A 13,142-nucleotide genomic window follows, 5' to 3' on the forward strand; every position below is an offset into this window, starting at 1 on the left:
TCTCGTAACACGCGCTAGACGGGGAGATAACCGCGCTACGCACAATTTTGTTAGGTTTCCGTCGTAAATACTCCGACCTTCTTTGCTGGCTGCCAGTCAGCTGTATGGCCTTCCTTTATGAATAGACTCTTACTTCCGGAACAGTGGCGTCGGCTATGGGCGGTAGGGCTGGTCCTGCTGGCCGCCCTGGGTGCCCGCCCGGCCCAGGCCACTCACCTACGCGCCGGGGATATCCGAATCATTGCCGATACCACCGCCAACCCCGTTACGGGCCGGTATTTCTTTACTCTGATTACGTACTCCGTAACCAACCAGCCCGCCTCCACTGATGACCGGGAAACCATCTTCTTCGGGGATGGTACAACCAGCGGACTTGATGCTATTGTACGGGAAAGCCAGACGCCGTTAGCCAATAATATCAGCCGGAACGTGTACCGGTTTTCCCATATATACAACGCGCCCGGGGTGTATACGCTGCACTACATCGGCGAAAACCGCAAAACCAATATCCGTAATATCAACGGGGGAGCATCGGTCAACATCAATATGTATCTCTCCGCGACGGTGATTGTGAACCCAGCGCTGAGAGGCAACCGTTCCCCTGTGTTGAGCGCGCCGCCCATCGACCAGGCCGCTATCAGGCAGGTGTTTCTGCACAACCCCGCCGGATCGGATGCCGATGGGGATAGTCTGGCTTATAAGCTGCGCGTGTGCCAGTGGGTACCGGGCGGCGTCGCCAGCGTGCGGAATAATACCCCCGTTCCGCAGGATGTCCCCGTCTACCGCTACCCCAACGACCAGGCGGCTTCCGTTTCGCCTGGTGGGGTGCAGGTGCCGTTCGGGGGGCCGCCGGCCCCGCAGGTTGGGCAGCCCGCTACGTTTACCCAGGACGTGGTGACGGGCCAGATTGTGTGGAACTCCCCCAGTACGGCCGGTGATTATAACATTGCGTTTGTGGTGGAGGAATGGCGCCGGGTGGCGGGTGCCCGCGCCGTGAAGATTGGGGAAATACTGCGGGATATGCAGATTACCGTGGCCCCCACCGATAACCTGCGCCCTATCCTGACGCTGCCACGCGACATCTGCATCATTGCCGGTGACTCAGCCCGGGGCGTGGTGCGCGCCACTGACCCCAATGGCGACCCTATCGACCTGACGGCCTTTGGCGGGCTGCTGGCCCGTACGCCCGTGCTCCAGCCCACAGGCTACGAGCGGTTCCGGGCTACGTTCCGGCAGAAGCAGCGTACGGCCCCTGTAAGCGGGGTCTTCCGCTGGCGCTCTACCTGTGCCGATGTAGCCGAGCAGCCTTATCAAATCGTCTTCCGGGCATCGGATAATCCTGCTGCCAACGAGGTGCCCCTGATTGACCAGGGCGTCTGGCGCATTAAGGTGGTGGGGCCGCCGCCGGAAAACCTAAAAGCTACTCCGCAGGCCCTGGGCATCAACCTGACGTGGGACCTGTATGAGTGCCAGAACGCCAGCCGCATCCGCATTTTCCGGCGCGAAGGCTCCGGCAACTTTGAGCCTGACACCTGTAACCCCGGCATACCGGCTTCGGCTGGCTACGTGGAAATCGGGGACGTAGCTAAGAATACGACCGAGTTCCGCGACGATAATAACGGACGGGGCCTGGAGCGCGGCAAAACGTTCTGCTACCGTATCTACGCCGAGTTTCCGCTGCCGGCCGGGGGCAAGAGTCTGGCCTCGGCAGAGGTGTGCGCCAAGATTGAAGGCCGCCCGATTCTGCTCACCAACGTGACGGTAGAGCGGACCGGCGTTACTGATGGCGCCATCAAAGTAGTGTGGACCAAGCCAGTGCTGGCCTCGGGCGCTTTCTTTACGCCTTCCGGCTACCGGCTGTACCGTAGTGAGGGCATCAATTCCAACCCTACCCAGCAGGTGGGTGCTACCATTCGCAACCTCAACGATACGGTGTATGTGGATGCCAACCTGAACACCCAGGAACTGGCCTATACCTACCGCATTGAGTTCTTCAGCAGCAAAGTGCAGGGTGGAACCGAGGAAATTCTGGAACAACCTCTGCCGGCTTCGTCGGTACGGCTGGAAGGTGCGCCCACAGCTACCAGTGATGGCATCAACCTGACGTGGCAGTACCAAGTACCCTGGGACAACACGGTGCGGCCCACCCGCATCTACCGTCGCGACCCCGGGGCGGCCACCTACACGCTCCTGACGACGGTGCCGGGTGGTGCCACCGGTGGTACCTACCTCGATAAAGGTACTCTGGATAAACCTCTGAAGAAAAGCCAGGAGTACTGCTACTATGTAGAAACTAACGGGGAGTACAAAACGCCGCCCATTGGCCCCCTGCTGAACAAGAGCCAGGAAAAATGCGTGTTCCTGGCCACGGTGCCCTGCCCGCCCATTCTCACGTTGCGGCCTACTAACTGCGACAGTCTGGCCGCGCTGCCGTACTTCCCCAACCTTTCCAACACGCCCTACAACAACCGCCTCTCGTGGACGCTGGACGAGAACAACCCGGCCGACTGCAGCACCGACATTGCTTACTACCGCATCTACTTTAGCGCCACCCAGTCGCAAAACCTGGCCGATTTCCAGCTAATTGACTCTACCACGGTCAAGAGCTTCGTCGACCGCGACCTGGCTACGCCGGCGGGTTGTTACTACGTGGTATCGGTGGATAAGAACAAGCGGGCCAGTGCGCCCAGCAATATTGTTTGCCAGGATGCCTGTTTGTTCTTTGTGCTGCCCAACATCTTCACGCCCAACGGCGACGGCACCAACGACACCTTCCGGCCCAAGGTGGCCAGTCCCATCATCCGCACCAAGTTCACGGTGTTCAACCGCTGGGGCCGCAAGGTGTACGAAGGAGACAAGAACCCGCTTATTGAGTGGAATGGCACCGATAAAGCCACTACCGAAGGCCTGAGCACGCCCAGCTCCCGGGTGGTGGATGGCATTTACTACTATTTGGCTGAGGTAGAGTTTGCCGACTTTGCCCGCACTAAAAAGACCTACAAAGGCTGGGTTGAAATTGTGCGGTAAGCCAGTTGCCGTCCCAACAAGTCTCCAGCAAAGCCCGCTGCCATCTGGGAGCGGGCTTTTTTGTGTTTCGGCTATCTTGCCGCCCCATCCATCTTTCCCCTTGATTTTTCACTGTATGAAAGCCGTTATTTTCCCCGGTCAGGGCAGCCAGTTCAGCGGCATGGGCCGCGACCTGTACGAGCAGCACCCCGAGGCCCGCAGCCTCATGCTGCAAGCCAATGATATCCTGGGCTTCTCGCTCACCGACGTCATGTTTACGGGTTCTGAGGAGGACCTGCGCCGCACCGACGTGACGCAGCCCGCCATTTTCCTGCACTCGGTGGCTCTGGCGGCGGTAGTGCCTAACCTGCAGCCGCAAATGGTAGCCGGACACTCCCTGGGCGAGTTTTCGGCGCTGGTAGCGGCCAAGGTGCTCAAGTTTGAGGATGCCCTGCGCCTGGTAGCCCAGCGGGCCCAGGCCATGCAGGCTGCCTGCCAGGAGCAACCCGGCACTATGGCCGCCATCCTCGGCCTCGATGATGATACTACGGCCCGCATTTGTCAGGAAATTTCCGCTGCCGGCAACGTAGTGGTAGCTGCCAATTACAACTGCCCCGGTCAGCTGGTGGTGTCGGGTTCTCAGCGAGGCATTGAGCTGGCCTGCGAGCAGCTGAAAGCGGCCGGGGCCAAGCGTGCCCTGCCCTTGCCGGTGGGCGGCGCCTTTCACTCCCCGCTGATGCAGTCGGCGGAGGCAGCCCTGGCGGAGGCCATTGCCCGCACCACATTCTCGCCCGGCATCTGTCCGGTGTACCAGAACGTAGACGCCGCTCCCCACACCGACCCCGACGAAATTCGTGAGAACCTGGTGCGCCAGCTCACCGCTCCCGTGCGCTGGACCCAGAGCGTGCAGCGCATGGTGCAGGACGGCGCTACCGAGTTTGTGGAGTGCGGCCCCGGCAAAGTGCTGCAGGGCCTCGTCAAGAAAATTGCCCCGGAGGCAGCTGTGGCCTCAGCAGCCGTGTAGCTTCTTGCTGCCAAAACCCCAAAGCGCCCTGCCGGACAGTTCCAGCAGGGCGCTTTGGGATAGACGAATACTTAAAAGAAGTTCTTTCTGAGTTCATACCGGCAGAGAGCAAGCCTTTACGTTCCTACATTCTTAGCTGTTGATTACCTCCTGCAGGCGCTCCACCTTGTCTTGCTTAGATAGGGTAAGCCGGACCACCGAGTTTTCTTCCGCCGTCAGGTCGTGCGGAACATTGCCTTCCAAGAATATGATGGCGCCGCTTTCCATGGTCTGCGTAGTGCCGTGTACACCAAGCGCAATCCGGCCTTCCAGAACGTGAATCAAAATGGGATAGGGCGTTTTGTGCTCCTTCATTATCTGCTCGGCCTTCAGCAGGATGCGGATTTCCTTGGAAAAGGACGTCTCCAGTAAAACTTTCGTTTTAACCCGGTTTTCGTCGAATGCTAAATCTTCGTTAAATGAGGCAGTGTTCATGGGAATAATGGGATGGATGCTTGAAGAGAATTTGCCGTAGCCCAAAGCAACAGGGCAGTAGTATAGGTCTTATTCTACCATTTCCGGAGGCTCCAAGTCAAACAGCTCGAACAGCTCGACCAGGGGGAGGGTGCTGTGGGGAGGTAAGTTTATCGTAGCAAAGCAGTTGAAATCAACTTGCCAAAAACCGCCCTGCCGCATAATCTCGTCGCCCAGCAGCCGGTATTCCGATTCTTTGTAACGTGGGGAAAGCACAAAGCGCCACGTAGTATATGCCGAAGGCTCGATGATGGACACCACCTCGTGCGCGCCACTCTCCTGCAGGACTGTTCCGAATGTCGTTCCGTAAGTCAGCCGGTCATCGACTATGTCATTCTCAACGGCCCGGTATACCCTATCAGCCACTGGTTCCACGGCCAGGGTGGTAGTGGTTTGCTCTTGAGCGTTATAGATTCTTATTTCCATGCTGGGTATGCTGTCCTTACACGATGTGCGCCTACTAAAGCTGCGCCGCGAACTGCTCGCTTAGGCGCCAACTTCTTTCTTGCCACGTCCCGCTTAGCCGGAACGGGCCGGCACTAGCCTACCCGCTCCACCGCCAGCGAATCGGGGCAGGCAACGAGCAGCTCAGCTACGGTGCACTGCAGCTGCGGGTGCACTGCTTCCGGGGCAATTTCGAAGAGCGGCACCAAAGCAAACCGGCGCTCCGGCAGGCGGGGATGCGGCACTTGCAAGGCAGGCGTATCCAGCACCTGGTCGCCGTAGAGCAGAATGTCCACGTCGAGGGTGCGGGCATCCCAGCGTACGTGCCGCTCGCGGCCGGCGCGCTGCTCAATGGCCAGGCAGGTGGCCAGCAGTTGCGCCGGCGTAAGCAGGGTGCGCAGCCGCACGGCCTGGTTTAGAAACGCCGGCTGGCTGGTGAGGCCCCAGGCGGCTGTTTCATACAGGCTCGAAACTGCCTCCACGGTGCCGGCGGTTTCCTGCAGGTGCTGTACCGCCGTACGCAGATACTCGGTCCGGTTGCCGAGGTTGGAGCCCAGTAAAAGGTAAGCCGTAGGCATGGGCACTACAGCACGCGCCGCAAAAAATCCAGGGTAGCCTTGGCGGCCTGCCGGGCAGCTTCGGGCAGCTCGGCCACGTTCCACGGGTGGGCGCCTCCGAAGTTGTGCGTGACCCCGGGCAGCAGGGCCAGCTCGGCGGCTGGATACCACTCCTTGAGCTCATGGGCGCGCCGTACGGGCACGGTTTCGTCTTCGTCGCCGTGCACCACGAGCAGGGGGCGGCCACCGAGCTTGCGGCGCACGTTGTGGCGGATATCGAGACGCAGGCGGTTCTGGTGGTAGTCTTCCACAATTTGAAAGTACAGGGGCAACTGCTGGCCGGTGCGCGCATTTTCCACGTGAAAAACGCCCTGCTGCTGCCACTGCTGTAGCAGGGTCTCGGGCCAGCCGGGGTTTACATCGTTGATGGCAGCCCAGGTGACCACGGCGTGCACCCGGGCATCTTCGGCCGCTTTCAGGAGCACCAAGCCACCGCCGCGGCTATGCCCAACCAGGGCCAGGCGTCCGAGGTCAACTTCGGCCGCCGGCAAAAGGGCCGGCAGCTGGTCGAGGAGGGCCCCAATGTCGTCCAGCTCCAGGGAAAAGTTGTTTTGCCCAAAGGCTTCCAGGTCTTCCAGGTCGCCGGTGCCCCCCACCACGAGGCCGTTGTGGGAGAGGTTGAGCTTGACGAAGACAATGCCCCGCCGGGCAAACCAGTCGGCCAGCAGGTTGAAGTGCCCCCAGTCCTTAAACCCCTTGAAGCCGTGCACGAAAACCACCACCGGCTTGGGCTGCCCATCGGGCAGCAGGCAGGCATCGGCGGTGAAGGGCCGGGAATGGCGCGGACTGGACAGCTGAAAATGCAGTTGGACGGGCTGGTCTGGCATAGCGGCGAAGATAAGCAGGGGGCCGGTCATTACGGGCAGGGCCGGGCCAGCCGGCCTTAAGGCGTTGCGCAGGCCCGGAGCAGGGTGCGGGGGGTAGGACCGCAGTGCTGCGTCCCGCGCCCGGGTAAGACTGGTGCTGGTTACCTTTCGGGGCTTGGCGGGTTGTTTAGGCGGAGGCAGCAGTGGCAGGCGCGAAATGGCCTGCGTCCGCGCCCTGTTAATGGCTTAACCGCCTCATTTCTCCTTTTTACCCGTATCATTGCAGCGCCCAAAATACCCGCATGAACGTTACGCTGGACCAGATACAGGCGCCTATTGCCGCCGAAATGGAGGAGTTCGAGAAGAAATTCCGGCAGTCCATGCAAACCAAGCAGCTGCTGCTCGACAAGATCATGGGCTACATCGTGAAGCGCAAGGGCAAGCAGATCCGGCCCATGTTTGTGTTTTTTACCGCCAAAATCAGCGGAAACCAGTCCGAGGGTCCACTGCCGGAAGCTTCTTTTCGGGGCGCGGCGCTTATTGAACTGCTGCATACGGCCACGCTGGTGCACGACGACGTGGTGGACGAATCCAACTACCGGCGCGGCTTCTTTTCCATCAACGCCCTCTGGAAAAACAAGATTGCCGTGCTCGTGGGCGACTACCTGCTGAGCAAAGGCCTGCTGCTGAGCCTGGAAAACGACGACTATGACCTGCTCAAAATTGTGAGCAACGCCGTGAAGGAGCTTAGTGAGGGCGAGCTGCTGCAGATCGAAAAAGCCCGCCGCCTCGATATCACGGAGGACGTGTACTTTGACATTATCCGCCAGAAAACGGCTTCGCTGATTGCTTCCTGCTGCGCCGTGGGAGCGTCCTCCGCCGGGGCCGACAAGGAAACCGTAGAGCGGGCTCGCCTGTTCGGCGAGAAAGTAGGCATGGCCTTCCAGATCAAAGACGACTTGTTCGACTACGGCACGGCCGAAATCGGCAAGCCCGTGGGCATCGATATCAAGGAGAAAAAGATGACGCTGCCCCTCATCTACGCCCTGCAGCAGGCCGACTGGCTAACCAAGCGCCGCGTCATCTTTAACGTGAAAAACAACGAAGGCCGCAAAGACCGGGTGCAGCAGGTTATCGATTTTGTGAAGCAGTCGGGCGGGCTGGAGTACGCCATCCGTACCATGGAGCGGTACCGCGACGAGGCGCTGGCGGTGCTGCACACCTTCCCGGCCTCCGCCTCGCGCACCTCCCTGGAGCAGCTGATCAACTACACCATCGAGCGGGAGAAGTAAACCACGGATTCGGGCCGATTTTTCGGATTTCACGGATTTTGTGGACGATATCAGCCTTGGCAATCAGGCAGCAAAAAGCCTCACACTTTGTGCGAGGCTTTTTGTCTTTTGTCATCCTGAGCGGAGCGAAGGACCTTATCACGCCGGCACGAGGCCGTTCGACAGTAATACCGCCGTGCAAAGGTTCTTCGCTCTGCTCAGGATGACAGACAATTACTGCGAATCGTCCGCGAAATCCGAAAAATCCGCTCGAATCCGTGGGTTAGGCTTTCACCTGGTAGGCTACGCTTTCGGGCTTCACGTCCGACACCTCGAAGTGTACGCCGTCGAAGGTGCTTTTTACCGTGATTTCGTGGGTCATGTCGCAGCCGGGGCATTTGATTTCCTCGGTTTCGAACTGGCCGTCGTCCTCCGTGGAGTTGGCCAGGTGGTCGGCGGCGGGCACCCCGATCAGGTCGGTGAATACCTCCGTCTGACAAGAATTACATTCGAATTTAAGCCCTACCGTGCGGCCTTGCAGCTCGTCGAGGGGGGCTGGCGTATTTTTTTGCTGAATCCACATAAGAACCGGGTGTTTGGTTGGAGAAAGGATGGGAGGTGAGGCGCCAGGGCCTACAGGCTGTACGCGGGGAGGGTAGGGTGGGGTTGTGTTTGCGGTAAAGGCGGAGGAAAGCGAACAAGGAAACGTGCGTACCTTCCCTTCAGAAACCATTGGCTTTCCCTGCATGAGCACGCAACCTGCCCAGGCCCTTGCCGAGCCGCTGTCCGGCCCAATTCCGTGGGTGCCGCGCTGGCGCACCCTCCGTTCGCTGCTGGCTATGGCTCGCAACCCCATCGACAACCTCGACCAGGTCCACCTGCGCCTCGGCGACACGGTAGGCATTCACCTGGGCGGCATCCGGCCCACCATCGTCACCCGCGACCCGGCCCTGGTGCAGCACATTCTGCAGAAAAACCACCGCCGCTACCTCAAGTCCGACCTTACGCACGGCCTTATTCGCTACCTGGGCCGCGGCCTGCTCACCAACGAAGGCGCCGACTGGCTGCGGCAGCGCCGCCTGATTCAGCCAGGTTTCCACCGCCAGCGCCTGGCTGGCCTTACGCGCCTAATGCAGGCGGCTGCCGAGGAATGGACCCGGGAGTTGCGCCTGCGCACGGCCGCGGGGCCAGCCGTGGTAGATATTCACGAGGCCATGACGCGGGTGGCGTTTCGCATCATTGCCCAGGCCACCTTTGGTACCAGCATGAGCGAGCAGGAGCGGGAGCGGTTGTCGGACATGCTCACCCAGATACAGGCCTTCTACGTGCGCACCATCCGGCAGCCCTACCTGCACCCGTGGTTTCAGCTGGCCGGCCGCTACCGCCACCACGATGCCCTGAGCCGGGAGCTGCGCGAGCTGGTGCGCGGCTACATCCGCCAGCGGCGGGCGGCCGGCGCCAGCCCCGGGCAAGACGACCTGCTGCAGATGCTCCTGGATGTGCGCTACGAGGATACCGGGGAACCCATGACGGAAGACCAGCTGCTGGACGAAGCCAACATCCTGCTGCTGGCGGGTCACGAAACCTCCGCCAATGCCCTGAGCTGGCTGTTTTACTTGCTGGCGGGTCATCCCCAGGTCGCAGAAAACGTGCGCGAAGAGCTGCGCCAGGCCGGCCTGAGCACCCAGGCTCCCGCGTTTGAGGACCTGGCCCGACTGCCGTACTCCATGCAGGTCGTTCAGGAAACCATGCGCCTTTACCCGCCCGCCTGGATTCTGGACCGGGTAGCGCTGGAAGCCGATGAGTTTCGGGGCCAGCCCATTCCCAAGGGGACGCTGTTTTCGATTTACCTCTACGGCCTGCACCGCCACCCCGGCCTCTGGCCCGAGGCCGACAGTTTTCGGCCGGAGCGGTTTGCCCCCGATGCCCAGCCACCCGTGCCGGCCTACGGCTATCTGCCGTTCGGGGGCGGGCCCCGTCTGTGCATCGGCAACCATTTTGCGCTGGCCGAAATTCAATTGGTGCTGCTCGAAACGCTCCGGCACTTTGCGGTAGGGCCGGTGTCGGCCGCTGCCGTGGTGCCCGTGCCGCTGGTTACCCTGCGTCCGCAGCCCGGCCTGCTGGTGGAATTCAGCTCCCTGCCCTAACACTTCGGAAGGTTAGGGGTTGAAAACGGGCTGCTTGCTCCACAACAATGGAAGCTCGATCTTTGGGCATATGTTGGGGCAGGCTGCCGCTTCTGGTCCAAGGTGCTGTCTTTTGCCTGCTTATCTATGTCCACCCCGCCCAGTTCCCCCGAGTCCCTGCCCACCAATCTGGCCGATGCCCAGGCCGAGATTCTGGCCTTGCGCGCCGCTTTGGCTGAGCAGCTCACCATAGCCCGCATTCCGGCGCAAAACCCCAATCCCTCTTATCGGCTGGGGCCCAATCGGCAGCGGTTGTTTGCCAACCCCGCCGCCGATGCGCTGGCGGCTTCATTACCTGCTGACGTGCAGGAAGAAGGCCGCGTCCAGGCGTTTGGCTGGGCCGCAGAGGCGCTGACGAGCGGCCAGCCAATAGAACGGATGCTGAAGCTGGGTGAACGTCAGTTTGCCGCGTACATCGTTCCTTTCCCCGAGGAAGAATACGTGAACATGTATTTGGTGGAGCAGACGGCCCAGGTAGCTGCCCAACAGCGGCAGGCGGCCCAGGAAGCCTTTACCCGGCAGGTGCTCGACGCGGTGCCGGTACTTGTGTACGTGCGTGATGCGGCCGGCAACTATGTGTTCCAGAACTCGGCTACGCGGGAGCTGGCCGAACAGCTGGCCAACAGCCAGCCCACCGCCGAAATAGCCAGCCACCAGGCCCGGCAGCTCGCCAGCTACGATGCCGCCGATGCCAGCGTACTGGCCTCGGGCCAGCAGGTAGTAGTGGAAGACGAAATGACCTTGCCCGATGGGAGGCTGCGCTACCTGCACACCATTAAGCAGCCCCTGCGCTGGGATGATGGCCCCACCCACGTGCTGGGCGTAAGTGCCGATGTGACGGACCTAAAGCAGGCCACGGAAGCGGCCAAGGCAGCGGCCAAAGCGCGTGAGAATTTCCTGGCCAACATGAGCCACGAAATCCGTACGCCCCTCAATGGCGTGCTGGGCATAGCCGCTCAGCTGGCCAAAACACCCCTGAACACCCGCCAGCAGGAGCTGCTGGGTATTATCCGCAACTCGGGCCGCCACTTGCTGGGCGTCATCAACGATGTGCTGGACATGGCCAAGATTACCTCCGGCAAGCTGGAGCTGGAGCAATCGGCCTTCAACCTCTGCGACTCCATGGGGCAGGCCATCCAGCCCCTCATCTACCAGGCCCAGGAAAAAGGTATTACGGTGGAAGGAACTCTGCTGCGCGACTCTTGCCCGTATCCCTGGGTGATTGGGGATGCGCACCGGCTCAACCAGATTCTGATGAACCTGGTCAGCAACGCGGTAAAATTCACGCCTGCCGGGGGCCATATTAAAGTAGGCGGCTACGCCCTGGCCGAAACCGGGGAGGAGCTAACCGTGGAGTTCCGGGTAAGCGACACGGGTGTGGGCATAGCCCCCGATAAGCTGGGCCGCATCTTCGAAAACTTCACCCAGGCCTACGCCGATACTACCCGGCAGTTTGGCGGCACCGGCCTGGGACTGAGCATCAGCCGGGCGCTGGTGGAACAGATGAATGGTACGCTCACCGTGACCAGCGAAGTAGGTAAGGGCAGCACGTTTGCCTTCCAGCTCACGCTGCCCCGCGTGGCGGTGCCCAAGCCGGCCGATGCCCCGCCCGCCCACACCACCTACGATACCGGCGCATTGCGTGGCAAGCACTTGCTGCTGGTAGAAGACAACGACATCAACCGGTTAGTGGCGCGTATGCTCCTCGAAGACTGGGGCGTGACCCTGGAAGAAGCGGAAGATGGCGTGGAGGGGCTGGCCTGCATCACCCAAAACACCTACGATGGAGTGCTACTGGATATTCAGCTGCCCGGTCTGAACGGGCTAGAGGTGACGGCGGCCGTGCGGGCCCTGCCCGACGCACGCAAAGCCCAGGTCCCGATTCTGGCGCTGACGGCTAATGCCTTCCAGAGCGACACGGAGGAGTACCTGGCCGCTGGCATCAACGACGCCATTGCCAAACCCATCGACGACGCCGTGCTGTTTGCCAAGCTTACCCGGCTACTGACTGCTACCTAGGCTGTTACTGCCACCAGCGTACCTGGGGCAGGGGGCCAGCGTCTAGGGTTACTGGCTGGCCTAGCTGGGGTGTGGTGATAGGCAGCTGGCGGCGGGCGGCTTCGGCGGTAGCCCGGCGCACGGGCTCATTCCAGGCGTGGTGAGCTTCCGTGAAGGCACCCCAGTGCACCGGCAGCATCAGCCGGGCCTGCACGTCGAGGGCAGCCTGCACGCTTTGCTCGGGCATCATGTGAATTTCGGACCAGTCGGCATCGTACTGGCCGCACTCCATCAGGGCCAGGTCGAAGGGACCGTGCTGCCGGCCAATGGCGGCAAAGTGCGGGCCGTAGCCCCCGTCGCCGCTGTAGAACACGCGCTTGGTGGCTGATTTCAGTACCCAGGAGCTCCAGGAAGTGGAGTTGCGGTTGGTGAGGCCCCGGCCCGAGAAGTGCCGCGTGGGCGTACTCACAATGGTAAGCCCCGGCAGCTGCAGCGAGTCGCCCCAGTCCATTTCGTGGATTTTGGCGGGCGCCACGCCCCAGGCCAGCAGGTGGGCCCCCACGCCCAACGGCACGTAGAAGTTAGCCGTCTTATCCTTTAAGCGGCGGATGGTCTGGTAGTCGAGGTGGTCGTAGTGGTCGTGTGAAATCAGTACGGCATCGATGGCGGGCAGCTGCTCGGCCGTTATGGCCAACTGAGGGTTGTAGCGCTTGGGCGTCACCCAGCTCAAAGGGCCCATCTGCACGCTTAGCATGGGGTCGAGCAGCACGTTTTTCCCCGCTATTTCCACCAGACTGGCCGAGTGGCCAAACCACGTCACGCGCACTGTCTCGTTGGTTTTCTGCTGAATATGAGCGGGCGTCAGCGGCTGGGTGGGCAGGGGGGCAGCGGGCCGTTCGTTGGGCGTTTTGGTAAACAGGAATTTCCAGAGCGAGGAAAACGTGCTGCCGCCCGTCATGAGCGTGGTGGGCACCAGGTTTTGAAATTCGCCGTCCCGGTAGTGGCCTGTTTTGGCATAGGCCGCGCGCTGGGCCTTGGTGGGCTTACCCCCAAACTCCGGGCTCAGGTTGGCAAAAGCCCCGCCCACCACGAGCAGGGCCACCAGAAAGCCACCTAACAGGCGAATAAATAAGCGTCGGGGTTGGCGCATACGAACTAGAGAGTGTGGACAGTCAGCGCATCCAATCCAGGGCGGCGAGCAGGTGAGCGACGGCTAAAAAAGAGGCGGCGGTTTTCTCGTAGCGGGTGGCCAAGCCTCGCGCTTCTTTGAGCCGGCC

General features: G+C 61.2%; 11 protein-coding genes. 5 read left to right on the forward strand and 6 right to left on the reverse strand.

Annotated elements, in window-relative coordinates:
* Positions 1-117 precede the first annotated feature (117 nt).
* Positions 118-3,027, forward strand: a complete 2,910-nt coding sequence (locus tag FY528_RS14940) for a T9SS type B sorting domain-containing protein (protein ID WP_149071836.1) — start codon at positions 118-120, stop codon at positions 3,025-3,027.
* A gap of 115 nt (positions 3,028-3,142) precedes the next feature.
* Positions 3,143-4,030, forward strand: a complete 888-nt coding sequence (fabD, locus tag FY528_RS14945) for an ACP S-malonyltransferase (RefSeq protein ID WP_149071837.1) — start codon at positions 3,143-3,145, stop codon at positions 4,028-4,030.
* 132 nt (positions 4,031-4,162) lie between these two features.
* Here fabD and FY528_RS14950 read toward each other — a convergent pair whose 3' ends face one another.
* From FY528_RS14950 to FY528_RS14965, 4 genes are all read right to left on the reverse strand, one after another.
* Positions 4,163-4,504 carry a cupin domain-containing protein gene (locus tag FY528_RS14950; RefSeq protein ID WP_149071838.1) on the reverse strand — a complete coding sequence of 114 codons (342 nt, stop codon included), beginning with the start codon at positions 4,502-4,504 and terminating at the stop codon, positions 4,163-4,165.
* A 69-nt stretch (positions 4,505-4,573) separates the two neighbouring features.
* Positions 4,574-4,969 carry a hypothetical protein gene (locus tag FY528_RS14955; protein ID WP_149071839.1) on the reverse strand — a complete coding sequence of 132 codons (396 nt, stop codon included), beginning with the start codon at positions 4,967-4,969 and terminating at the stop codon, positions 4,574-4,576.
* 113 nt (positions 4,970-5,082) lie between these two features.
* Positions 5,083-5,565: a 2-amino-4-hydroxy-6-hydroxymethyldihydropteridine diphosphokinase gene (gene folK / locus FY528_RS14960; RefSeq protein ID WP_149071840.1), complete on the reverse strand. Its 483-nt coding sequence runs from the start codon at positions 5,563-5,565 to the stop codon at positions 5,083-5,085.
* Between the two features lie 5 nt (positions 5,566-5,570).
* Positions 5,571-6,431, reverse strand: coding sequence for an alpha/beta hydrolase family protein (locus FY528_RS14965; RefSeq protein WP_149071841.1), 861 nt, complete (start codon positions 6,429-6,431; stop codon positions 5,571-5,573).
* Between the two features lie 281 nt (positions 6,432-6,712).
* On the opposite strand from FY528_RS14965, the gene FY528_RS14970 reads away from it, so the two are divergent.
* On the forward strand, positions 6,713-7,702 hold the full coding sequence (locus tag FY528_RS14970) for a polyprenyl synthetase family protein (protein WP_149071842.1): 990 nt from the start codon (positions 6,713-6,715) through the stop codon (positions 7,700-7,702).
* Between the two features lie 262 nt (positions 7,703-7,964).
* On the opposite strand, the gene FY528_RS14975 is transcribed toward FY528_RS14970, so the two are convergent.
* Positions 7,965-8,264 (reverse strand): hypothetical protein, encoded by a 300-nt coding sequence (locus FY528_RS14975; RefSeq protein ID WP_149071843.1) that lies wholly within the window; start codon positions 8,262-8,264, stop codon positions 7,965-7,967.
* Positions 8,265-8,427: 163 nt separating this feature from the next.
* Here FY528_RS14975 and FY528_RS14980 point away from each other — a divergent pair, with 163 nt between their 5' ends.
* Together FY528_RS14980 and FY528_RS14985 are read left to right on the forward strand one after the other, a co-directional pair.
* A complete protein-coding gene (locus FY528_RS14980) occupies positions 8,428-9,828 on the forward strand; it encodes a cytochrome P450 (RefSeq protein ID WP_149071844.1) in 1,401 nt (466 codons plus the stop codon).
* A 126-nt stretch (positions 9,829-9,954) separates the two neighbouring features.
* Positions 9,955-11,886, forward strand: coding sequence for a hybrid sensor histidine kinase/response regulator (locus FY528_RS14985; RefSeq protein ID WP_149071845.1), 1,932 nt, complete (start codon positions 9,955-9,957; stop codon positions 11,884-11,886).
* A gap of 4 nt (positions 11,887-11,890) precedes the next feature.
* Here FY528_RS14985 and FY528_RS14990 read toward each other — a convergent pair whose 3' ends face one another.
* Complete coding sequence (locus FY528_RS14990; protein WP_149071846.1) at positions 11,891-13,015, reverse strand: MBL fold metallo-hydrolase; 1,125 nt, start codon at positions 13,013-13,015, stop codon at positions 11,891-11,893.
* Positions 13,016-13,142 lie beyond the last annotated feature (127 nt).

Source organism: Hymenobacter lutimineralis (assembly GCF_008271285.1).
Lineage (GTDB): Bacteria > Bacteroidota > Bacteroidia > Cytophagales > Hymenobacteraceae > Hymenobacter > Hymenobacter lutimineralis.